The organism is Yeosuana marina, assembly GCF_011762485.1.
GTDB lineage: Bacteria > Bacteroidota > Bacteroidia > Flavobacteriales > Flavobacteriaceae > Yeosuana > Yeosuana marina.
Genome location: NZ_JAAKGI010000005.1, coordinates 281,033 through 306,843 on the forward strand (window position 1 = coordinate 281,033; position 25,811 = coordinate 306,843).

Annotated in this window: 15 protein-coding genes; all 15 read right to left on the bottom strand. The window is 31.6% G+C overall.

Features of this window, described 5'->3' with window-relative positions; genetic code table 11:
• Window positions 1-215: 215 nt before the first annotated feature.
• The 15 genes from G5V56_RS08450 to G5V56_RS08520 all read right to left on the bottom strand — a co-directional run bounded on the left by G5V56_RS08450 (window position 216) and on the right by G5V56_RS08520 (window position 25,790).
• Window positions 216-4,277, bottom strand: a complete 4,062-nt coding sequence (locus G5V56_RS08450; protein WP_166963816.1) for a hybrid sensor histidine kinase/response regulator transcription factor — start codon at window positions 4,275-4,277, stop codon at window positions 216-218.
• A 477-nt stretch (window positions 4,278-4,754) separates the two neighbouring features.
• Window positions 4,755-5,981, bottom strand: a complete 1,227-nt coding sequence (locus tag G5V56_RS08455) for a 6-phosphofructokinase (protein WP_166963820.1) — start codon at window positions 5,979-5,981, stop codon at window positions 4,755-4,757.
• 42 nt (window positions 5,982-6,023) lie between these two features.
• Window positions 6,024-7,028 (bottom strand): sugar kinase, encoded by a 1,005-nt coding sequence (locus G5V56_RS08460; RefSeq protein WP_166963823.1) that lies wholly within the window; start codon window positions 7,026-7,028, stop codon window positions 6,024-6,026.
• Window positions 7,029-7,124: 96 nt separating this feature from the next.
• Window positions 7,125-7,889, bottom strand: a complete 765-nt coding sequence (locus tag G5V56_RS08465) for an SDR family NAD(P)-dependent oxidoreductase (RefSeq protein ID WP_166963826.1) — start codon at window positions 7,887-7,889, stop codon at window positions 7,125-7,127.
• 32 nt (window positions 7,890-7,921) lie between these two features.
• Window positions 7,922-9,205, bottom strand: coding sequence for an MFS transporter (locus G5V56_RS08470; protein WP_166963830.1), 1,284 nt, complete (start codon window positions 9,203-9,205; stop codon window positions 7,922-7,924).
• A 251-nt stretch (window positions 9,206-9,456) separates the two neighbouring features.
• Window positions 9,457-10,161 (bottom strand): FadR/GntR family transcriptional regulator, encoded by a 705-nt coding sequence (locus G5V56_RS08475; RefSeq protein ID WP_166963832.1) that lies wholly within the window; start codon window positions 10,159-10,161, stop codon window positions 9,457-9,459.
• Between the two features lie 121 nt (window positions 10,162-10,282).
• Entirely contained in the window at window positions 10,283-11,203 is a 921-nt protein-coding gene (locus G5V56_RS08480) for a polysaccharide lyase family 7 protein (protein WP_166963834.1), read from the bottom strand.
• Between the two features lie 10 nt (window positions 11,204-11,213).
• Window positions 11,214-12,182 carry a PKD domain-containing protein gene (locus tag G5V56_RS08485; protein WP_240911258.1) on the bottom strand — a complete coding sequence of 323 codons (969 nt, stop codon included), beginning with the start codon at window positions 12,180-12,182 and terminating at the stop codon, window positions 11,214-11,216.
• Window positions 12,183-12,217: 35 nt separating this feature from the next.
• The gene (locus G5V56_RS08490) at window positions 12,218-13,648 is read right to left on the bottom strand and encodes a RagB/SusD family nutrient uptake outer membrane protein (protein ID WP_166963836.1); all 1,431 of its coding nucleotides are present in this window, start codon (window positions 13,646-13,648) and stop codon (window positions 12,218-12,220) included.
• Between the two features lie 27 nt (window positions 13,649-13,675).
• Window positions 13,676-16,777, bottom strand: a complete 3,102-nt coding sequence (locus tag G5V56_RS08495; protein ID WP_166963838.1) for a SusC/RagA family TonB-linked outer membrane protein — start codon at window positions 16,775-16,777, stop codon at window positions 13,676-13,678.
• Window positions 16,778-17,173: 396 nt separating this feature from the next.
• On the bottom strand, window positions 17,174-17,551 hold the full coding sequence (locus tag G5V56_RS08500) for a cupin domain-containing protein (protein WP_166963840.1): 378 nt from the start codon (window positions 17,549-17,551) through the stop codon (window positions 17,174-17,176).
• A gap of 97 nt (window positions 17,552-17,648) precedes the next feature.
• Entirely contained in the window at window positions 17,649-19,937 is a 2,289-nt protein-coding gene (locus G5V56_RS08505; protein WP_455433269.1) for an alginate lyase family protein, read from the bottom strand.
• Window positions 19,938-20,096: 159 nt separating this feature from the next.
• Window positions 20,097-21,062, bottom strand: a complete 966-nt coding sequence (locus G5V56_RS08510; protein ID WP_240911260.1) for a polysaccharide lyase family 7 protein — start codon at window positions 21,060-21,062, stop codon at window positions 20,097-20,099.
• Window positions 21,063-21,218: 156 nt separating this feature from the next.
• Window positions 21,219-23,456 (bottom strand): heparinase II/III family protein, encoded by a 2,238-nt coding sequence (locus G5V56_RS08515; protein ID WP_166963844.1) that lies wholly within the window; start codon window positions 23,454-23,456, stop codon window positions 21,219-21,221.
• Window positions 23,457-23,465: 9 nt separating this feature from the next.
• Entirely contained in the window at window positions 23,466-25,790 is a 2,325-nt protein-coding gene (locus G5V56_RS08520) for a chondroitinase-B domain-containing protein (RefSeq protein WP_166963846.1), read from the bottom strand.
• Between the last annotated feature and the right edge of the window lie 21 nt (window positions 25,791-25,811).

The window sequence follows — 25,811 nt, forward strand, 5'->3', positions numbered from 1 at the left end:
TTTAGTTTTTAAGTTATAGAATAAAATAAATCAGCAACAAACTCAAAATGATTATTATAATCACCAAGAAAATTTGAATCGATTTAATTTTAATTCTGTTTAGTTTCATATAGACAAATATATCTCTGATAAACGACATAAAAATCCAAAAAAGGGTAGGCAAAAATCCAGAAACACCCATTTTATCTATACTTTTATTGAATCAGTTAACGAAACTATTTATCCTCGGAAAATTTATTAGCATATTGGGTTGGTGTAATCCCATATTTATTTTGAAAGCATTTACTAAAATACTTGGGGTTATTGAAACCTACTTTGTAACTAACCTGAGAGACATTAATTTTATTCTGTTCTAATAATTGGGCAGCACCTTTCAATCTTATTTCAAGAATAAATTTATTAGGAGTAAAATTAGTCCAAGCTTTAATTTTTGCAAATAATATAGACCGGCTTACTCCAAGTTCTGAACAAAAGGTTGGAATATCAAAATCTACATTAGAAATGTTTTGCTCAACAATTTCGAATGCCTTTTTAAGAAGTTCTTCATCTAGAGAAGTTACTGCAATATCACTTGGCACCAAAACATTTTGATTTGAAAACTTCTCTTTTAATCGTTCCTTAGATTCTAATAAATTATATATTCTAAGTTTAAATTCTTTTAAATTGAAAGGTTTACTTATATAATCATCTGCACCACTTTCCAATCCTTCAAACTTATAAATTAATGAGGTTCTAGAAGTTAATAATATGACTGGAATATGACTTGTTTTTAAGTTACTTTTAATTAAAGAACACAACTCTGTGCCAACCATTTCAGGCATTATTACATCACTAACTATTAAATCTGGAACATGTTTAAGAGCTTTTTTCATGGCCGCTTTACCGTTTTCAGCTTGTAATATATTATAATCCTTTTTCAATAAATTCTTTAAAAAAGAACGTAGTTCCTTATTATCTTCAACCAAAAGTATTGTATGCTTTTTTTCTTCTCTTATAAGATCATTTAAATCTTCTTCTAAAACTTCGGGTTGACTACTAAGTTGTGATATATATTGAGATACGTCGTCACTAAGTACAAAGTCTTTTATAATTTCTTTTTCTGAAAGATGACTATTTCCTAGCGGTAATGTTACTTTGAAAACAACCCCTTGGCTTGTTTTGTTTTTAACTGAAATAGTTCCTTTATGCAGATTTACAATATTTTTAGCTATCGATAAACCTATGCCTGTTCCTTTATTATAACTTTTTTGATCCCCTTTATGAATGGAAACTTCGAAAAACCGATCAAAAACTTTATCTATATACTCTTCAGATATACCTACTCCTGAGTCTTCAATTTCAATACTAATTTGATTATCTTCTTTTATAACATCTATAGAAATTTGACCTCCTTTTGGTGTATATCTAAAAGCATTTGATATTAAATTATAAAAAACACGCTCAAACTTATATCGATCATAATATACCAGTATTTCCTCGTTTGTTGTATTAAAGGTATACGTATACCCTCCATCTTTTGCGAATTCAGAAAAAGATAAAAATATTTCTCTAAGAAACTTAACTATATTCCCTTCTGCTGCTTCTAACTTAAATTGATTGTCTTCTAGTTTTCTAAAATCCATTAATCTATTAATAAGTTGCAACAAATGATTGGCACTACTTTCTATAACCAACAGTTTTTTATACAAAATATTGCTACCATTATAATTTGAAAGAATTTGTTGTAAAGGCCCTAGAATTAAGGTTAAAGGCGTTCTAAATTCATGTGAAATATTAGTAAAAAATTGTAGCTTGGCAGAATGTATTTCCTTGTTTCGTTCTGCTTCAATATGTTCTAATTGAAGTTCGTGTTTTAATTTAGCTTTAGATTTCATAATCCAAATCAAACCGTAAAGTGCTAAACCAATTAATAAAGCATACATTGTGAATGCCCAAACACTTTTCCATGGGGCTGGCTTTACTATAATTGTTAGTGTTGTAGGAGTCGTATTCCAAACACCATCATTATTTGCTCCCTTTACTTCAAATAAATAGGTTCCAGCATTTTGAATGGTATAAGCTGCTTCTGTATTTTTGGTAGTAGTCCATTCATTTTCCAAACCTACTAATCTATATGAATATTGGTTATTGCTAGAATTTATAAAATTTGGAATTGAAAAATTTATTGAAAAATTTGCCCTATCATAACTTAATGTTACCGATTTTGTATAAGCAATACTTTGTTTTAAAACACCTTCATCGCTATTTACTTTTACAGTATTATTTTTAATTTTAAAATCTGTAAGTAAAACTTGAGGAGCGTAATTATTGATGGAAATATTATTAGGGTTAAAATAAGAAACACCAGCTGGTCCTCCAAAATAAAATTGATTGTCATTAAACTTTAAATTAGAGTTATCATTAAACTCATTACTAATTAAACCGTCCGTCTGACTATAAACAATGGATGTTTTACTGTTTGGATTATACTTAACAATTCCTGAATTTGAACTTAACCATAAGTTTCCTCGTTTATCTTCAATAACAGAGTGAACAGATGTTATTTCTAATCCTCGATAATTAATTTTTATTTTATTAAACTGTTTCCCATCAAATAAATAAAATCCCTTTGCCTTAATTCCTACCCATATATTTTTATTTGAATCTTCAAAAATTGTTAAAATATCCTTACCAGATTGTGTTTCTTGATCATAAAAAAATCGCTCTATTCTTTCTTTACCATTTTCAAATTTAATTACGTTTAATCCGCTTTGCGTTCCAACCCAAATCTTTTTTTTATCATCAATTAAAACAGAACGAATTCTATTACTTGAAATAGAATTAGCACTTTCTTCATTTTTAAATACTTTAAATGTTTTGTTTTTAAGGTTATAACGTATTAACCCAATACTAAAAGTTCCTAACCAAACTACATCATCACTTTCTTTTTTAATCACATAGACACTTTGTTTATCTAATAAATTATTTAATGAACTACTTATTTTTTTATTTTCTATTCTGTTATCCTTTAAGTTATATACTGATAGACCTTTGCCAAAAGTTCCAATCCATAAATCTTGATTATCTAAAAAAAGTGTTTTAATATTATCAGAAGAAAGTCCTTTTGTATTATTAACATTAATATAGTTTGTAGTATTTAGTGTTGTATTGAGTACTGTCACCCCTCCTCCTTCAGTACCAAAACATATAGTTTCTTTGAAATCTGATACAATAGAACCAACCACATTATAACTTAGAACATTTTTACCTTTACTCTCTGTTAAATTTGTAAAGTTTGAATTGGTTTCATCCCAAAGATTTACACCATTATAATATGTTCCAACCCAAACTGATCCTTTTTTGTCTAAATAAATACATTTTATTTTACTGAAATTTTTATCATCAACAGTGTTTTCAAACACAGCTTGAGAAATTTTTTTATCCTTTAATATATACACACCACTATAAGTACCCAACCATAAATTACCTTGTTTATCAATACCTATAGCCCTAAAATCAAAATCAAAATCTGGATTATCTTTTTTATTAATAAACGGAATTAGCTTATCAGATGCTTCATCATATTTAAAGAGTCCATTTGTTTTTGTTGCAATCCAAATATTATTTTCATTATCTTCTAGAATATCCTGGACATACAAATTATTAGCGCTATTTAATGCTTCAATTGGCATTGCATAGTTTTTAAAATAAAAGCTATTATTAACTCGCTTTATTAATTTACATAAACCATTAGCTGTACCAATCCAAATATCTCCATTTTTTGATTGTAATATCTTAAGAATAAAATTATCGGGTAAACTTTCTGAATTTTCATTATTCATAAAAGCCGAAATAAATTTTCCTGTTTTTTTATTGAAAACAGAAAGCCCATTGGATGTGCCTATCCAAATCTCATCTTTAATTACCTTTATACACCACACAGTGTTGTTATTTAAGGAAAAATCAGAATTAGAATGGAAAAAATTTTTAAACGTATTACTAACTGGATCATAGCAATTAAGTCCGTTATACGTACCTATCCATATATTTCCAGAAGTGTCCTCATCAATCGCTAAAATATCGTTATTACTAATTGACAGAGAATCAGACGGATTATTTTTATACACTGTAAATTTACTGCCATCATACTTATTAAGTCCATCTCTTGTGCCCAACCACATTTGTCCTAAATAATCTTGATGTATTGCAATAACTGAACTTTGAGAAAGTCCATCAGAAGTTGTTAAGTTTTTAAAATGGTATTCATTAGGCTGTGAAAAACCTTTAAAACAAACCATTATTAAATAAAAAATCAAGCTAAAGCTAAAACGCATAAAGTCTTTTATTTACTAAATATTCCTGAAAAATATTTATTATTTTTTATGAAAGTACGTAAAACTTATCATTTTTTTTATAAATAATCTTTGGAATTCAAAGCAAAAAACACACTAAATCACCTATAAATAATCACAGATAAAAATAAGATTTCTTTAGGTCACAAAAGTCCAGAAAAGGTCATAAAATTGTTTAAAAAATCAAGTCTAATATAAATGAATAAAATTATAGAATTCATTAAAAAAGTGGAGTTGTGCTCCACTTTTCAAAAATTGAATAACTTATAAATTAGTATAATTAATAAAAGTTGTAAATCGTATAATTAATTTTCTCTTCTTTCAGAGATATTTATTAATATCTCACTGTCTTTATAACATCTAAAGCTTCTTTCACTTTCAGCTCTAGCTTTGCATAATCCTACTCCTGCAAATTGTGATATTCTATTTTTCTATTAATATTTTATCAAAATCATATGCTTCAGGATTAATATTGTAATCCTTTAAATCTTTATAATCGCTTTCTTTTATATAGTGAAGGTTCTGAAAGCATAAATGCGCAAACTCAGAATCTATTTCTACTAATCGTGGTTGAATCTTTCCGTTTTCATCTTGCAAATCTGTTAAATATAAAGGTAGTATCTCACCTCTTGAGTTGGCAGACACTAAACAGCCACTCTTACCTTCATCAAACAGCTTTTTGACACCAATTCCTAAAAGGGTACATAGGGTTAAATCAAAACCAATAGGTCTGCAACACCGTAATTCATATCCAATTTCAATAGGACGTGTTTTTACATCTAAGCCTATCTCTTTCATCTTATCTTGAACCAGCACATTTAAAATATGGGATTTACTCACGTTTCCTAGTTCTGGATGTCCATGAGAATCATAAGTGAAGTTGATGCCTATCTTATCGACTTCAGATTTCTTTAAATTATGAAAGATACCCTCGCTCACCATAGCAACGCCATAATGAATGTTTTTTAACTGTCTTTTGATAATTGATGAAATCACCAAGCGCACTACTTTATCTAAGGTGATTTCAGTTTTGTTGAACATCTCTGGGATAATCATCATTGGGAAATGGCAGCTTGCTGCTATTCCAAAGGCTAAATGTCCTGCCGAACGCCCCATGGCAGACATCACAAACCAGTTTTGACTTGTTCGTGCGTCTTCATAAACGGTGTTTCCTATTTTAACGCCTTCGTCTTTAGCCGAATGAAATCCAAAGGTTGGGTTTCTATCGGGTAAAGGCAAATCATTATCTATCGTTTTAGGAACATGGATATTAGAAATAACTATATCTTCTTTCCTTAAATATTGGGTGATTCTATTAGCTGAAGAAGCGGTATCATCGCCTCCAATAGTAACTAGTAACTTGACATTGTTATCTTTGAAAATCGAGGTATTCAATGCTTCATTACTTGGCTTAAAGCGACTCATAATTAAAGTTGAACCACCTCTGCTGAATATTCTATCGGCATGGAAAAAATCAAATTCCTTTAATTCTGGTTCTTCAGAAAAAAGTCCCTTAAAACCTTCGTGGATTCCTATAACTCGATAGTCATCTTTTAAAAAGACTTTAGCCACCGTGCTGATAACGGAATTTATCCCCGGTGCGGGACCTCCTCCACATAAGATTAAAACGGACTTTTTACGTTCTGACATTTTTTATTCTTCTTTTAGAATAGTATTATTGTTTGTTTAAATTTATCTTGATACTCTTCCTCCTCCAAAACCATTCATTAATGCTTCTATTTCCTTTACTGTTGATAGATTAATATCTCCAGATATAGAATGTTTTAAGCATGTGGCTGCAACCGCAAATTCTAGTGCCTTTTGATGGTCTTCTTTCCAAGTAATAAGACCATAAATAATACCTGCCATAAAAGCATCGCCTGCGCCAATTCTGTCTATAATATGTGATACATTGTATTTACTAGAATGCAGCAATTTTTTGCCATTCCAAAAAGAAGCACTTAATCCGTTTGAAGAGGCATTGGCTTGAATCCTATGCGTGGTAACTATATTTTTAATTTTAGGGTACGTTTTAATCCACTTCGTAAAAATCTCTTCCTCTGTGTCGCTTTCATTACAATCTATTCCTAAAACAACTTTAGTTTCATCTATTCCTCCTAATAATAAATCACAATATTTTACCAGGTTTGGCATGACTTCATTTGCTTTCTTACCATATTTCCAAAGGGTAGGCCTGTAATTGAGGTCTGCAGAAATTGTCAATCCCATTTTTGAGGCCACGATTAATGCTTCTTCACATAATTCTGCCAATTCATTTGAAAGAGATGGCGTAATTCCTGACCAATGAAACCAATTGGCATCTTTAAATATGGTTTCCCAATCTATCATCCCTTTTCTTAAGAGCGAAAACGAAGAATCTTCTCTATCGTAAACTACTTTACCGGGTCTTTCTGAAGCGCCTTGTTCAAAATAATAAATCCCAAGCCTTTTGCCCTGAATCTTTGCTATAGTTTCTACACCAAAAGATTGTAACATTCTTAATGAAGATTCACCTAACTCATTTGGCGGAACCGCTGTTACAAATTTAACAGGCAATCCGAATTTTGACAAAGAAGCTGCTACATTGGCTTCTGCACAGCCGTAATAGATATCAAAAGAGGCCGCCTGAGTCAATCTTAAATGACTTGGTGGCGATAATCTTAATAATATCTCTCCGAATGTGACGACTTTGTTCATTTTTTTAACTTTAAAATTAAAAAACAGGGAGTGTATTTATATTAAAAAATAATACACTCCCTATTAATAAAAACTAACTCAAATTACATACTTTGTCTATATTCCTAATCCTTGTCCGCCTCCAACTTGTATAGTTTCAGCTGTTAAGAAAGCAGCATCATCACTCGCTAAGAATGACACAACAGATGCTACATCTTCAGGCTGTCCTAGTCTTCCTAATAAAATATTATTCTTCCAGGAAGCAAATACTTCTGGCTTAGTAGCTTTAATTTGTGCATGGAATGGTGTATCAATAGTACCAGGAGAAACAGCGTTCACTCTAATTCCGTATTCAGCAAGGTCTTTTGCCAATGCTCTTGTTATTGCCTGAACTCCTGCTTTAGATGTTCCATATATACCTGCTCCAGGACCACCTGCATTCCAAGCAGCAATTGATGTATAATTAATTATTGAAGCGTTTTCTCCTTTTTTAAGAAATGGTATAGCTGCTCTTGAAGCAAAGAATGTTGAGTCAAGATTTAATGCCATTACGAATCTATAAAATTCGGTAGTCATTTCTTCAAACCTAGATCTTCCACCTAATCCTCCAGCATTGTTTACTAGCAAGTCAATTTTACCATATTTTTCTCCAATTTTATTGATATTTGAAGTTACTGCTTCTTCGTTTGTAACGTCAAACCCGTAATATTCTGCAGTGATTCCTTCTGCAGAAAGTTCTTTAACCCTCTCAGCTCCTGCTTCATCCTCTATCCCATTTAATATTACTGTATATCCATCTTTTCCAAGTCTTTTAGCTACTTGAAAACCAATACCCCCAGTGGCTCCAGTAATTACAGCTACTTTTTCTTTTAAATTACTCATATTTTTAAATTTTAATTTTATTAATTTTTAGACTATTCTACCGATTTAATATCCTTTGCAAAAAAATAGATAGCTCCAACTCCTAGTGGAACAAAAATGGCAATGGCTATGAAAACTGGTGTATAAGAGACCTCAGCTATAATTGGCACTAAAAAGTTCATAATGATAACTGAAAATACTCCAATCATACCCCCTAGACCAGCTAATGACCCAACAGATTTTCCACTAAATAAGTCGCTTGGTAATGTTTGTACATTTCCTATAGCAAACTGGAAACCAAACAATACAATGAACACTATAGAGACAAATACTTCTGCAGAATCAGCAAATAAGACAGTTGCAATTAATCCTGCTAACATAATAACTCCTCCAATTAAAATAGTCACTTTTCTACCTTTGTTAATTGAATTGGTTTTAGAAATTATTTTACCTGAAACGTAACCTCCAGAAATACTACCAAGTGCTGCGCCTACATAAGGAACCCAAGCAAACATTCCTACTTCTTTTACATTAAAACCATACACATCAAATAAATATATAGGCATCCAACCCACAAATAGCCACCAAATTGGTTCTAAAAAGAATCGGCCTACAACTATTGCCCAAGATTCTTTATGGGATAAAATTTCTGTAAGACTTAAACCTTTCGTCTCTTCTGTTGCATTTTGATCTGCAACACTTTGACCGCTTGATATATAATCTTGTTCTTCTTTTGTAATCCATGGATGCTTTCTTGGTCCTGCCTTGTTAATTAATAACCATGGAATAATCCATAAAATACCGAAAGAACCAACTACCATAAACGTAGTTCTCCAACCAAATGCAACAAACAATGTCGCAATAAACGGAGGTGCAATTACTGAACCAATAGAAGCACCAGCATTAAATAGACCTTGCGCTATAGCACGTTCTTTTATAGGAAACCATTCGGCATTACTTTTAACTCCTCCTGGCCAATTTCCAGCTTCGGATAAACCTAAAGTACTTCTAAAAAAGGCGATAGAAAATAAACCTCTAACCGTTGAGTGCATGAAAGACGATAGTCCCCATACACCAATACTTATTACATAACCAATTCTGGTGCCTACTTTATCAAATAGTTTTCCTGAAAAAAGTTGTCCTAAGGCATAAGCTACCATAAATATGTTTAATATTAAGCTATAGTCGTTTTTTGTTAATCCTAATGATTTAGAAATTGAACCTTCAACATTTTCATTACCCCACATAATTGAAAGTGCACTTCTGTCAATATAATTAATAACTGTTGCTAAAAATATCAACCCTATTATAAACCACCTTAATCCTTTTACTTTCATTATTTTATTTTTTATGAATGAGCACTTTAAAGTATTAGAAATGTATATACTAATTAAATTAGCACATCAATTAAAAGACTCTATTTATAAAAACTTAAACGTTAATTACTGCAATATCTTAATGACTTTGTACAAGTCAAATTGTGAAGAAATGCTTCAATTATGTATAAAACGTATTAAGTTTTTCCCTCCAAATTATTCTTAATTTAATATGAAGTCGTGCATCTTCATATTAAAATTGTTACTCTCTTTTATTTTATATTATAACAATACTGATATAATGTTTTAAAATGAACTTTCATTTTTTCCTTAGCTGCATTCTGGTCCTTATTTTTAATTGCTTCAAAAATATCGTTATGTTCTTTAATTCCCGATAAAGCCATGTCATCATCACATACGTGGTATTTAGCGAAATTTGTAATAATTTCAGGAGTAATAGACAACATAAAGGTATTTAATGTACTATTTTTACTAGCCTTTGCAATAGCTAAATGAAATAATAGATCCTCTTGAACAGCATCTTCATTATTTAAAACTTTTTTAGAATATGCATCAAGAGCATTCTGCATCACCTTTAAATCCTCTTCGGTTCTTCTTAGTGCAGCAAATTTTACCGATTTTAATTCCATTAAAATTCGTGTCTCTACCAATGATTTGAAATCAGGACTTCCTAATTGTAATATATCATCAATAATTCCATTCATTGCTATAGCTCCTACATTGGCTATAAACGTTCCGCTTTGAGGAATTGATTTTAACAATCCATAAAATTCTAATTTTTGAATTGCATTACGAACAACACCTCTACTAACTTCAAATTTTTCTGAAAGCATTCTCTCAGAAGGCAACTTGTCACCCGGTTCAAGGTTTTTATAATTAATTAAATCTCGAATCTTGTTGATTACTGAATTTAGTAATTGTTCATTATCACTTATTGAAAGCATTTCTAATTTCATTCTGTCTTAAATTGGTTTACCACATTTATCTCTATAAAAATATAAAAACTTTAATACTATACTTGGTATATGAAATTATTTCTAAAATATTTTTAAAAAATCAGATAAAAACGCTTTAAATTTAATGTTTAACTTCTAATTCGTAATATTTAACCTTTGCAAACGATCCTTCGTCTCTTGACTGAAAATAATTACCCGCTTTAAAATAATTTTCAAAAATGCCCCACTTCCTTATATGTATATTTTCGTAAACAGCATATTCGTAATTGTTTAAAATTACTACCATTTTACCATCAGACACTTTCACTTCTAAAGTAAACTTTTTAAAGCCAACTTCCTGCTCAAAAGTAAATCCTTTATCATCGCCCCAAGCATCTTCATGAAGCATTTCTTCATCAGTTGCATTTAAATTTTTAAGTTCTTTGGTCTTAACCCTGATTTTTCCGTCTTGCCAATAAATTTTTAGCATCGGAGGTGCATTATTGTCTTTTTTCCCAATTAAATCGCGTTGTTCATCTGTTAATCTACCATGAATTTGCATAATGATTACTTTATGATACTTGCCATCAGCTCCACGAGATACTTCTTCCATTTGAAGCTTTCCTTTCATATTACCTCCTTGTGCAAAAGTCCAATTTACATTGTTATCACCTGATATCATTTGCTCTCGTAATTCAGATCTAGAGTATTTAGTATTTGCGGTTGTAGCTTCACTAGGATACGCATAAAAAACCAAGGCTCCACTTGTTGAATCATTGTACATATATGGTAATAACCTCTCGTCTGTGGCATAATTTAAAATGGCCGGTGGCTCAACACTTGTGGCACTACCTTTTTTATTTAATTCAGGGGTTGTAACACTCCAATGGCTTAAATCAATATCGGGTAATTTATATTTTTTCTTCTTTTTCTTCTTATTTTTTGATTCTACTTTTTGGTTTTCCGAAACTGTAACGCCACTTGTCTTTTCTTGACAAACAGCGTTAACAGTAAAAAGAACTATTACTAAACTAACTATAAAGCTTTTTCGGAAATTGTACATTTTATTGTATTTATTCAACAGGATATACTTTAACATTATCAACATACAACTCATCATTAGTTATAGCATAAATCAATATGGAAACTTGGCCAGTTGCGTTTGACGTAAATGTTGTTGTAAGCTTTTCAAAATTACCTTTTCCATTAGCGGTAGCTCCAACAGCTTGAACTAAAGGACCAGCGTTAGAACTAGCCACAGCATCAACACCATCATCAAACCAACCATCTAAAATTTCAACTATTACGCGGTCTCCACCATCAATGTCTGCTACATCTGTTTTTATAGCATATTCATACTCAATAAAATACTCAGTATTTGGAGTAACAGTTATAGCTTGATAAGCATATCTAGTTGAAGTGCTTAAGGATGGACCTGCTGAAGTTGAACCTGTCCATTTTGCGCCAGGTGTTTTTGATGAACCTGAATCTGAACCGTCATAATTTAAAGGACTTCCGTCAGAACTAGCGTTATACGGATTTGTAGTAGTTCCATCAGAAAAACTTGCAAATTTCCAATCATCCCAAGTACTACCATTTGTACTTGTATCAAAATCTCCGTGCAATATTTCAGGAGTTATAGCAGCTGGTGTTGGCGGCTCTACAACTTCTATATCCAATGAAAATGTACTTGTTACACCTAATTTATCTGAAGCTGTTAGTGTTACTGTATATGTCCCTTCACCGGGATATGTGTTTTCTCCATCTACACCAGTTGAACTATTGCCATCACCATAATCCCAAACATAATCTGTTGCACTGGTAGATGAATTACCAAAAGTATATGTTAAATAATCCGATGTAACAGCAGCCGAAAAACTTGCTGCAGGAGGTGTTAAATCTGCTTTAGAGTTTGCATCTGGTAAATCATATGCCAAAGACTCTATAGAAGGATCGCAAGACGATAATGATACTGCCAATAAACCCATAATGGTCAACATAGGTAGTACCAAACGCTTTTGTAATCTGTTTATTTTTTTCATGTTTTCTTCTTTTTAAAATTAGAATTAATGTATTATTAATAACCTGGATTTTGACTCATTAAACCTTGGCTTAAGTTTATTTCTCTTTGAGGAATAGGTAATAATAAATCTGAAGATGTATAGCCATATCCATTAGCACTTGAAAATGCAGATAATACAGATTCTGCTTTACCCAAACGAATTAAGTCGAAAAGTCTTTGATTTTCAAAGGCTAACTCTACACGTCTTTCTAATAATAATTCGTCTACGGTAATTGTACCATCTTCATCATCTGCTAAACCAGCACGATTTCTAACCTTATTAAATGAGGTTAATGCACTAGTACTTGATGTTTCAGGTGCTCCTGCCATGATAGCCTCAACATGCATCAATAACACATCGGCATAACGTAAAACAATCCAATCGTTACCAGCTAATCTAGCATCACCCACAAATGTTTTTCCATCAGCTCCTCCATCATTCCCGTCTGGTAAATATTTGATGTTTTGATTTTGTGTAGATTGAAGACGATCTTGTCTGTAAGAATATTGTGTTCTGTCTCCACCATAGGCATCTAAAGCATTTACAGCATCATTAGTTACATAATTTACGCCAACGGTTCTACCAACTCCATTAAGAAATTCTGCAGAAAAATTCTGGCTGTCACTACTTAATCCTGTTTCAAAACCAATAGCAAAAATAATTTCTTTATTTCTCTCAGTGTAAAACACATCATAAAAATTATCCATTAAACCAAATCCACTATCCATAACATCTTCACAAAGAAGTTGTGCTTGTGCATAGTTTTTATTCTCTGTTAAATAAACTTTAGCCAAAAGCGCCTGTGCCGCAGCTTTTGAGGCTCTTGTTTTGTAGGTGTTATCTAAACCAGAAATAGCAGTTTGTAAGTCACTTTCAATTAATTCATAAATTGAAGATTTTGAAACTCTTGTAAATTGCATCTCTTTTTCTGATGGCGTAACAACCCTATCTATTAAAGGAATATCTCCAAATAATCTTACCAAATTAAAGTATGCATAGGCTCTTAAAAATTTAGCTTCGGCCTCAAAGGATGCTGCAGTATTAGCATCATCTACAACATCTAAATTACCTAATACTGTATTTGCTCTTAAAATAACGTTAAAAAAACTTCCATAATAATTGGCAACAATACCATTTGTAGCTTGTACTCTGTATTGCTCAAACTGAGCTGCTTCACCTTCTCCACTCTTTGTTCTGGTGTTATCACTTCTCATTTCTGTTAAATAAAACTCATATTGTATCGCATGTAAATCATCTGTACTAGTACTGTTGGTTCCCTGAATACCGTCGTAAACTGCAATAAGTGCAGTTTCTACTTCTGACGCATCTTTATAATAGGTTGCTGAAGTTATACCAGAGCTAGGTGCTGGCTCTAAAAAATCACTACCACAAGAAGTAACCATACTTCCCATTACTAGTAAGATTATAAATTTTAATTCTTTCATAATATATATTTTGTTAAATGTGTCTTATTAAAAATCTAAGTTTAACCCAATAGAGATGGTTCTAAAAATTGGTGAACCTGCTCTTTGGTAACCATAATTTGTTGGGCTTGTTCTATCTATAGATTCCGGATTAAATCCTGTGTAATCGCTTGCTGTTTTATACATTAAGTTTTGACCTGTTGCATAAATTCTTAATCCAGTAATATCATATTTAGATAAGAAATCTTTTGAAAAATTATACCCAATATTTACGTTACGTAATGCAATGTATGATGCATCTTGAATAATATCATCTGTAAAGATTTTCTCTTTTATAAATTGTTGATCTGGTGTAGTTGCAGGATTAAAATCTTGTGCACTTCCAAATTGATTAAAAAGGTATTGGTCTCCCATGTTTCTAATCTCAGCACCGTGGCTTCCTTGGAACATAAAGCTAAAATCTACTTGACCTATTGTAAATTCATTTGAAAAACTCCAAACTAAATTCGGGTATGGATCTCCTAATGGCGCTTTATCCTCATCATCTATAATACCATCTCCATTTAAATCTTTAACATAAACATCTTGCGCTTGCGCTCCTACTGGATGGTAGGGGTTATTTATATATTCTAATGGAATATCTCTATCTACAACCCAGCCGTAAAAGGTAGATATTGGCTTACCTTCTAAGTTAATCCATTCTGCCGCTCTTTTTTCATCAACATTGGTTATTTGTCCGTTAGAATCTGCGAAATCCACTAATGTGTTTTTATTAGTTGTAGCTATAATAGTAGATTTCCAACTAAAGTTTTCTGAATTTATATTTCTAGTTCTTAATTCAAACTCAAAACCTTCATTCTTAACTTCTCCTAAATTCACTAAAGCACTTTCAAACCCTGTTGAATAGGAAATTGGATTGTTTAAAAGTAATTGATCGCTTGTTCTTTGGTACCAATCAACAGAACCCGTAATACGATTATTAAATAATCCAAAATCAATACCAGGGTTTACTTCAACTAATCGCTCCCATTTTAATTCAGGGTTAGCTATATTCAAAGGGGTAAATCCTGATGAAATACTTCCGTCTATACTAGCTGTTACAGCACTTAGTAAAGCTAAATAAGGATAATAATCTACTAATATGTTACCAGTACTTAAACTGCTATCACTGGTGCTTACATCTGGGTCTACACTACCTGTATTTAAACGGTCGTTACCTGTTACACCATAACTCGCTCTAAGTTTTAAATTACTTATAATATTGCTGTCTTGTAAAAATTCTTCATTAGCAACATTCCAACCAATAGAAGCTGCAGGGAAGTTACCATATTTATAATCTGAACCAAATATTGAACTTCCATCACGTCTCATACTAAGAGAAAGTAAATATTTATTATCATACGCATAGTTAAATCTAGACACATAAGAAATTCCTCTTTTTTGCCATTCAAAAGCATCAGCATTAGATATTAACGCAGCATTAGTAATTTGTTTAACAGCATCAGACGTATAACCTGTTCCTGTAATACTTGAATTAAAACTATCTCTGGTTTCAAATACAACTCCTAAAGTAGCACCTATGTCGTGCTTACCAATAACTGTATTATAATTAAAGAAGTTATCTGAAATTAAATAAATTTCTCTCTGCGAAATTTCATCCATTTGAGCCGCAGCTGTTCCATTTCTACTTGCCAAAATACCTTGCCATCTTGTTCTTTTAGTGTCTTGATAAGAGCCAGATAAAGTCGTCCTAAAACTTAATGCTTTAGCGATATTATAATCTATGTAAGCACTACCAAAAATTTTGAATTTTTTGTCGTAACGCTCACGCTCTAAAACTTTTGCTGCAGGATTGGTATTTGATGTGTTACTTATATCTACCAATGTACTTCCATCTCCATATAAATCGTAATTATCAAACTGACGTTGTGTAGCATAATCTCCTATTTGAACATCTGGATAAAGATTTCTGTCAACAAATCGAATAGTATTTGCATCATGATAAACTGGCAACCAGTTTGTTTGTCTTAAAATATCATGAGTAGATCCATCAAAACGTCTTCTATTAGTGTATGAGGGATTAAAACTAACACCTGCTTTAAATTTATCATTTAATTTAGTGTCTAATTTAAGTCTCATTCCATATTTCTTAAAGTTATCGGTTAGTAAAACCCCCTCATCATTTGAGTAGTTAAGACTTGTAGTATATTTAGTTTTATCATTTCCACCCCTTAGAGACAATGAGTGACTTGTTATAGTACCTCCGTCAAAAATTACATCTTGCCAAGAACGATCAATTCCAATAAGTTGCTTGTATTTTGTTTTATCGGATAATACACCATTTGCTGCTAATTCAGCAGCAGCCGTTTCTGCAATAGAAAAGGTATAGGCATCACTATGTCGTGCTGCTTTGTAACCAGTAAAAGTACTATAACTAATCCTAGCTTTTCCTTCTAAACCAGCTTTCATACTTATCATAATAATACCATTAGCACCTTTAGAACCATAAATTGAAGACGATGCTGCATCTTTTAAAATTTCAAAAGAAGCTACATCGTTCATATTTAATGAGCCTAAAAAATCTGAATCTACAATAACGCCATCTACAACTATTAATGGTGTAGAATCACCTGCCATAGAACCTACCCCTCTAATGGTTATGGTTGGTGCTGCTCCAGCTTCACCATCAGTTGCTTGAATATTAACCCCTGATACTTGACCAACTAAGGCATCATCTACCCTAGACACAGCTATTTGGTCCAAATCATCATTAACCACCTTTGATATAGACCCTGTAGTAAGACTTTTCTTTTGAGTTCCATAACCAATAACAACAACTTCATCCAACTTTGCTAAATCTTCAGTCAGCGCAACATTTAAAGTTGTTTGGTTATCAATAATTCTAACTTGGGTTACATATCCTACATAAGAGAATTGTAACACATCTCCTTTACTAACCTCTATTTCATACTTTCCATCAAAATCTGTGGTAGTTCCTTTTGAGGTGTTTTTAATTACGACATTAACCCCAGGAATAGGTTGATTGTCAGTTTCAGACACTACTATACCAGTTAACTTGGTATTTTGTGCGAATAGTGTAATATTGAAAAACAATATTACCATTAGAATCAGCTTGTTTTTTAAATTCATAATTAGTTTTTTAAAGTTTAGTTTAATAAGCTTACTAATAATACCATTATATGGTACCGATTAAATTATTACTTCATTAAATAACAAGCGTTCTAACTATTTTTTTTAGATTTGTAGAACATGTTTTTAATAAAGTAATAACATGTATTAAGTTTTACTTCCCTCCACAAGAAGTAAATTGTTTAAAAGGATAGGCGTGCACCTGTCCTTTTTTTTTATAAAAATTTATTTAAATGAACTTTATATTTGGTAAACCAGTTTGGTTTACCAAATTGGTTTACCAAATATATATAAAATTTTGTTAATTCCAACGATTTCGTAAAAAAAGTTAAAATTTTATTTTAGATTTTCAATTGCTGCATGAAATCTTCTAGAATTGGGCTAGCAGATTTTTCCTTATGGCTTTTTATCTCCAAAATAAGATACCCCACCACCACTTAAAAAATCTTCTCTTACTGGACTAAATGTGTCTATTAGCATCCCTTCTTCCAAACAAACAGCACTATGCAATAAATTTGGTTCAATATATACTCCATCTCCTGCTTCTACAATTTTCTTTTCTCCATTAATTTCAAATTCAAATTTACCTGAAACACAATAGGTAGCTTGTGTATGAAAATGTTGATGTGGGGCACCTAATGCTCCTTTCTCAAATTTTACTTTTACCATCATGATTTGATTATCATAACCTAAGAACTTTCTTGATACTCCTCCACCAAGCTCTTCCCATTCCATGTCTTTTGTGATAATGTACTTTTCACTAAATCGTTTCATATGTTTATATTTATTGTTTTTTTTAAAGGTCATATGTTGCTTCCATATAATCATTCCCTTGAGTATCAAGTTCTCGTTATGGAAGGTTCATAATTTTTTATTTATTTATTTCTGTTAATTTATAAGCTCCTATCCATTTATAGGCTCTATCGTTTATCTTAATGGTGTGTTTACTGGTTTTTGAGTTATTCTTGAATGAAAACAAAAACAGCTTTTTTTCATCATTTACTGTTTCAATACTTATCGCAAAATAATCATCGTCACTATAAGCAATTTTCAAGCTTTTAATGTTACTAAATGCATTGGTTGCTATTTCATTAATAGGATCGTAATGCCCGTGCGATTCCAATAAAGACACAAAAAAAGTGTTTTTTGAATTCTTTTTTCTGATTATAAAACCAGGGTCATTTCTAAGATTAAAATCAGGATCGTGGGCTCCAATTCTAGTAAACAGTAAGTCATCGTCATTGGAAACAACCGATGTCAATGAATAAAATCGCTGTTTGTTAAACCAAGACAATTTAGCAGTACCGCTATCTGATTTGCCTTCACCTTCCTTCCATAAATGCTGATAACCGTTTTTAGAACCTAACGACTTTAACTCATCTGATTTGGTATATTTAAAATTGGTTGATATAATTTGTCCTAAATAATAATACGGTAAATCGTATTGGTTTTTGGATTTAGAATTAATTTTAATAATATCCAACAAATAGGGGTTTTCAAAATCATTATCTTTAATAAGCGCCATGGTTCTGTGCATTTCTGTCCCTGGATACGCATTGTTTTCTACTGCACTTATAATTTGTAAATTTGGATTGGAAGCATCAAACAAATATTTTTCTGAATGATGTAAACTACCAGTTTCAAAATCACCATGAAAGTGTGATGTTTCGTTTTGAACAATGGTATTGTGGGCTATCGTTTGTTTCGCCCAAGTGGTGTTTTCTTTTAAATAATTACCACCTCCTTTTTGTTGGATGTTTACAAAACGTCCCATACCGTAATCTTGAATTACTTCATGACCTCCTTCATAATACGAAAAAGACAATTTATCGTAATGCCCGTGGCTAGAGCCTTGCCCTGTATATTTTAAAACAAGTTCAAAATTACTATTCCGTAAAATACCGACACCTCCTTGGTCTCCATTTGGACCATCTGATAAATTAATTGACGTTTTTACAAATGGTTTTTCTTTGCCTTCTTTAACACCCAAAGCAACAGACATCCCTGTATCATCTAAAACCACTTTGTCTTGTTTTTTGGCTATGCTTAAAAGTTCTGGGTCTTGACTGCCAAAATGATAAGCAATATCAACCGCTGTAACTAATTCTCTTGAATAATACGACATCCCTTTTTGCGCATCATTAATTGGGAAAAAATCACCATCTTCATCTGTTAAGTTAATTAACGCATTAACTGATTTTACAAGCACACTATCTTTATATTCGAAAATCTTTAATTCTGGTTTTTTGTTTTGAAGTGCTTCTGCTAAAATCAAAAATGGATACATGGCATAACGTTGGTAATAAGGTCCTTCAGTAAAATAGCCATCTGGTGAAAAAGGCTCTTCTAGATTTGCTAAAAACCCTGCCTTTTGCCCTTTAACCTTTATAAGTCCGCCATCATTATCTTTCATGCCTTCTTTTAAATGATCATCATTTATGCCATATAGTGCTCGATTTAACAAACTATCATCATCCATCACTAAAGCAATCATACCTACAGCAGCATTTCCCCAAGTACTATGGTTGTGAATACGATTAAAAAATTGAGGATTTCCAATAGAGATAAAATCTGCGAATGGTTTAAATAAATCCTTCTCTAAAAAGTCTCTATCCTCTTTTGAAAGCCAATCATAAATACAATCATAAGCCTGACTTGTATAAACTAACCAGTTGGCATCGTTTAAGCATTGCCAAAACAATTTCCCTCTGGCATACGATCTGGTTTGTGGATGTAGAGGTAATGTAGGATACATTTTGGCATAGGCAAATAGCATATCCTTAATGTACCGTGCGTATTTTACATCACCTAGAATTTGAAACAAAACACCAGCTTTTTGCATGATGATAAAATTCCTTTTATGGCGTTCGTGGGTGTAGCCTCCAGAATAATCTTTTGGAATGGGCACCTCAATGCCATTTAAAATTTCGGCATCCACTTCTGCTTTTGTTTCTGCCAATGATTTATCAAACAAAGGAAGTTTTCCTAAATGCGATTTAATTTCTTGAACACCTGCTTTTGTTAAAACTAAATTTGGATGTCCTTGAATCGTAGACTCTGCTAAAACTTTAGTTTTGTTAGTAGTTTCTTCACAAGAAAACATTGCAATTAATAAGATTATTGTTAAAATTTTAAGTGATGGAGCATGTCTTATTTTCATCATTAATTTTTAAATATTATTACTAATCTTGTTTTTAATTACTCCGCTCTTTACTGGTAATTTTATTTTCATTATTTAATGTTAAAATTGATTGATTAAAACTTTTGAAAATTAATAATAAATAAATGTTTAAAAATCCCAATTTAGTATCCCTATTGTTTAATGTACTACTGTCAACTCATAATATTTAACTTTAGCAAAGGCATCTGGCTGAGTTGATCCCAAATAATTTCCTGCTTTAAAATAATTTTCAAAAGGCCATTTATCAAGACTTACATCTTGAAATGTAAATGGATTATCTTCATTTAATGTGATTTCTAATTTCCCATCAGAAGCAACAATTTTCAAATCAAACGCATCATATCCCACATATCCCATATTATGTTTAATATCAGACCATGTGTCACTAGATACATCCAACAAGGCATCTCCTTCTGTATTTTCATTTACTAAAGATTTTTTATAAGCCCAAAGGTCTCCGTCTATCCATGTCATTTTTAATAACGGCGGTCCGTTATTTGAAGAAAAACTATGTGCAGCCATGTCTTCTTTAGAAATAATCCCGTGTATTTGCATTACAATGACTTTAGGATAATCATAACTACTACCATCTGTATTTTTAGAAACCTCAACCATTTTTAGTTTTCCCGATATAATACCACCCTCAAAAAGCGTCCAATTTTCTTTTGAATTGTTAGGATTAATGAGTTCTCTTAATTCGGTTCTCGAATAGCTACTGTTATTGGTTGAAACATCTGGATAGGTATAAAAAACAATAGATCCGTCTGTAGTATCATCATACATAAAAGGTTTAACGGCCTCTAACGTTCTATAGGCATTATTTATAAGAACAGATGGTTGATATTCATCTGGACCACCATTATTATCTTCATCTACTGGTAATGTTACTTTCCAGTGTGAAAAATCAATGTTGGCATATTGAGGCATATTATCGTTTGAATTTGGCGTGTCAGGCATATTAGGAATGTTCGAACCGTTTGGATCGTAATATGGAACGGTAGGATCTTCAGTTCCGCCGCAACCTAAAACAACAAGAAAAGCAAACCCTAAAAAGAACACTTTAAAAAAGTTGAATATATATAGTTTATTTAATTTTATAAACATATTAAAATTGGTTTACCAGATTGGTTTACCAAATATATGTATAATTACTCATTAAACAAAAGAAACCTTAAAATTTAACGATAGTATCTTGTATATCAGATTTTAACAAGTTCGATAAGAGTAGTTTTCCTCAAAATTATGGCGCATTAGCCTATCCTATAATTGATATTTAACAACTTCACCCGGAGTAAGCTCTTGCTTTGTATGTCCTTTTGTATTCGATATATCAATAAGCACTGCTTCGTCACTTATTAATTGAATAATTAATTCATTATTTTCTTCTTTTAAAAATATATCAGCTTTTTTGGGTAGTTCTATTTTTACATTGTTTAAATTCAATGTGTTCACAGAAAAAAATAAAGACTTGTTGTTTTTGGTTAACGAAATTGGGTTGTCTCCTCCAATTTTCCACTCAGTATTATTTAATTTCCAACCTTTGAATTTAGGTCTTTTATCCTTCTCATCAATTCTATTGGAATAACCTTTATAAGGATATAATACTGTAATAAAACTAAAGTTGGTTTGATTCTTTTTTGAGGTAACCGACCATTGTTTACCTCTTTTGCCGTACGACTTAACGAAATCTGCTTCATTAATTTGGTAAATATCTAATCCTGAAGCATTATCAAATGTGGAACGTATTAAATTTGGTGATTCATCAAAAGTGTAATGTCCTTGCCAAACTTGTTTATAATCGTGAGTTTTATTGGATGAAAAGTTGTCTTTCACAATCCAAAAATCATCTTTTAAATAAATTACTTGTCTACTATAATTTACACCACTATTTTTAAATCCATCATGGCTACCTATAAATACATCCATATCCTTGTCGGTTTTCCAAGTAATGATCTTTGGGTGCGGCAATTCTAAAAATTTTCCAAAACCACTCCCCCCTTTATTAGAGGTATATTGTTTCCCTTGGAGTTCATCATCTACCAATGCGACATTTTTTACCATTGAATTTTTAAAAAACTCATAATCGCTTAAGGAATATCTAACCTGATAGTTTGGCAAAATAACTTTTCCATTTGCCATGGCTTGAACACCTAACATATCGCCATGCTGATGATCAGGTTTTTTGTCATCCAAACCAGCAGAAATAATCATCATTTTATCATCGGGATTCCAACCTTCACGCATAATATAATAGCCTGTTTGAGGAAATTCAGCCTCTTTCAATGTTGGAAACTTCAATTCAATATTACTCAACATTTTTAATTGTGCATCAGTAACATACCAAAACATCTTTGATTCAACATGATCATTAGCAAAATATCCCATTTTTGGAGATTCAAACAGCAAATAACCTAAGGTTAAAGCTCCGGAGATATCATTCTTTTCTGCCCAAGGCTCATCTGTATCATCAGATAATACTGGTGCTGATTTATCGGGATATGCAATTTTAGTAAGCGTAACAAAAAGCGATTTTAGTTTGTCCTTCCAAAAAGGTTTTACTTCTAGTTTACTAATTTTTGCAAGCTGATAAACATAAAAGTAATTACCGATATCGCTCATATGGTAATGAACCGTTCTTTCAAACTGAAAACCATCATCATTAATTTCATTTGACATATGCTTTTCTAACAAAGACATAGCATGCTCGTACCAAACATCTGTACCTTCAAAATCCCTAAAAAGAATTGAAATCATAGCCAACGCAGACATACCTCTCGTTTGATGATTTCCAGGTTCAAACGTTGGATTATTCTTACACAAATGAGATCCATGTTGCAGTAAGGTTGCAATTGTTTTTAACTGATCTTTATCTGTATAGGATGTTTGTCCTAAAAACATATTGTGGATTTGCAGCCAATTCAATATTCGATAGCCAGAACGAAATACTTCATAAACACCATTGCCGTCCTCTATTTTTTCATAATCTCCTGATTTTAGAGCTGTGTTTAAAGACTGTAATTGATTTTTAAAATAATCAATATATCTAGGATTTTTGTCTTGATAATAATAGTAAAAAGCAATATCTACTATTTTATGCTGGCGAGCCAAATGTCTTAATGCATAAGCATTTACCGGCTCACCATTTAAATAATTAAATGGTAATTTCCATTTGGTTGCTCCAGAAAATTTTGACAGATGGTCTTGAGCATTTTCAGTATGTTTTTTTTCAACACCTCCATAAATACTATTGTAATTATTAAATCGAGAATCAAAATTATTCCAATCATAAAAATAACGTTCAGCAAATTTATCTCGGAAGTATTGTGCTAAAATAGCTTCGGTGACAACACCATCTTTACTTAATGCTTCTTTAACTTCGGGTTTTAAATAATTAACAAGGCTGTCGATTGGAATTATTTGGTTTGAAGAAATGCTCTGTGCAGACCCCATTACTGATACCAAAAAAAGTCCAATAAAAAATGTTTTAAAATATCTCATAAGATTCGTCTAGTACATCAACTTTTGTTTCAGATTTTGCTCTATTTTGATGTCGCCTGAATTTACAACTGTATTATTAACAGGCTTTTGTCCTTTTTCTCCCCACAAAATAGCAACGGTTTTTACAGGGTTATTTTTAAAGATGTTGTTTGAAAAATCTACATTTACAATACCGTGATTCTGAATTAAAATTCCACTTTTATCCGCTTTACTACAATTTGTAAAGGTGTTATGTTGAAGTACAAGATTTCCGCCAATGGTTGACTCATCATAACCGCCACGATAGTAATCTAAAACTGTTGACTGAATATTATCAAACTGGGAGTTCATAATATATACAAACTCAGCATTATAATCTCCTTTTGCATCTGTTTCTTTGTTTAGTTCTATACCTCTTAAACAATTTTTAATAACACAATTATCTACTGATATAGTATCAGCAAACGATGCTTTATAAACTTTTATGACACTTTTAAAATTTGATATTTCTGAATTTTTTAGAAATAAATCATAAGCTTTGGACATGTTTTTATCTAAAGTGGTGAAGGCATCTTGTGTTTTATCACCTTTTAAATTAACGCTCTCTAAATTTAAAACACCTTTAGGATGCATTTTAAACGCAGCTTTCTCACCTGTAAATTGTAATTCTGCTTTATTCTTTTTATCCGCTGATGTAATGGTGATGTTTTTATCAATCACCAAAGAAGCATCCATCTCATAAACCCCTGATTTTAAAGATAAAATATCACCAGAATGTGCGTTTTTTAATTTATCAACTAATTCTTTATTTGTAGCAACTTCAAGTTTTTTAGAATCGTAATGAGGAGCATTTGTTGAAAACCAATCAGTTCCGTAAACCTTCTTGTTTATTAGTATTGGGTTTTCTTTTACTGGTAAGGTTATGGCACCAATGCTATTTTGTTTTAATCTATCAGCTCCAAAAAAATCGGTTGAGATTTTTTCAAAATCAAAGCCTTGATACACATCCTCTTGGTTTTTTGTTGGTACGTATAAGTAATCTGATAGTTTATTCACTTCAAAATCTCTTTGAATAATTCCATCATTTGAAACTTCACTTTTATTTTCACTATTAAAAATATTCTTTTTAAATGTTACACCATCCACTTTATCATAAGCCACTATGGGATAATTATCAACTTCATGATTATAAATAAGGTTATTAGCAAGTACCATACGCTCTGGTCTTGCTGAACGAATTTCAGAAGCTGGTAAGACATCTTTTTTATCAATATTAGCTCCTACACTAAACTGAAATGGTGATTTACAATCTATATAGGTGTTATAAGCAACAACGACATCTGTTACTTGCATATAACGATTTAAAGGTGATTTTGGAATACCGTTCATAACAGCCAAAGCACTTCTAAATTCTTTCCCTTTTAATTTATAAAAATAGTTGTTGGTAATCCAATGTCCCGTATTTATAACACGAATACCTCCAATAAATTCTGAATTGTCGTTACCTATAAAAACATTCCCATCAATGGTGCAATAGTTTCCATGTCGTAAAACCAATGAGCCTTCACTCTCAAAGAAGATATTATTTCTGTATTCATTAAAATTTGACTTATTTGAAATAACCTCTACCTCTCCATTACAATATTCAAAATAGTTATTAGAAACATTTGTGTACGATGGTGTCATGGAGGTATAGCTGTCTCCTATTTGTATGGTTTCGCCATGTGGTCCACCTTTACGTGGTCTGGGTCCAAAATAATTGTTTGTAATTTGATGGTGGTTATTAATATGCTCATTCCCCTTTAAAAACACCCTAACCGTTGGACCAAAATTAGATTTACCTATAATGTTACAATGATCCAATTGGTTATTTCGTCCCCAAAACTCAATCCAATGATCTGTTACTTCTCTATTAGGTTGTGTGAACTCTTCAATAACACAATTTGTAACCCTACTATGATTTGCAATGGTATCATTATTTAGCTTAAATCGTATAATGCTTTCTGAAGGTGTATGGCCGTTTTTAAAATACAAATCTTTTACTTCAAGATAGTCTCCTCCCAATTTTAAATCAGAAGCTCCCTCAATCATAACTTTACCAGCTGTTTCTGCTTTTAAAACTATTGGTTTTTCTTTCGTGCCTTTTCCATAAAACTTAATTTGAACATCAATCCAAATACCATTAGACATTACTATATTATCACCCGCTTTAGACTTGAATATTGCATCTTGTAATTCATCCGAATTACTGACTAGTATAGTATTAGACTCTAACTTATCTTGGCATGAAACAACTGAGATTACTAAGGTTAATAGAATAAGACATTTACTAATAAATTTTGTTTTAGATTGCATATGCATGATTATAAAAATTAT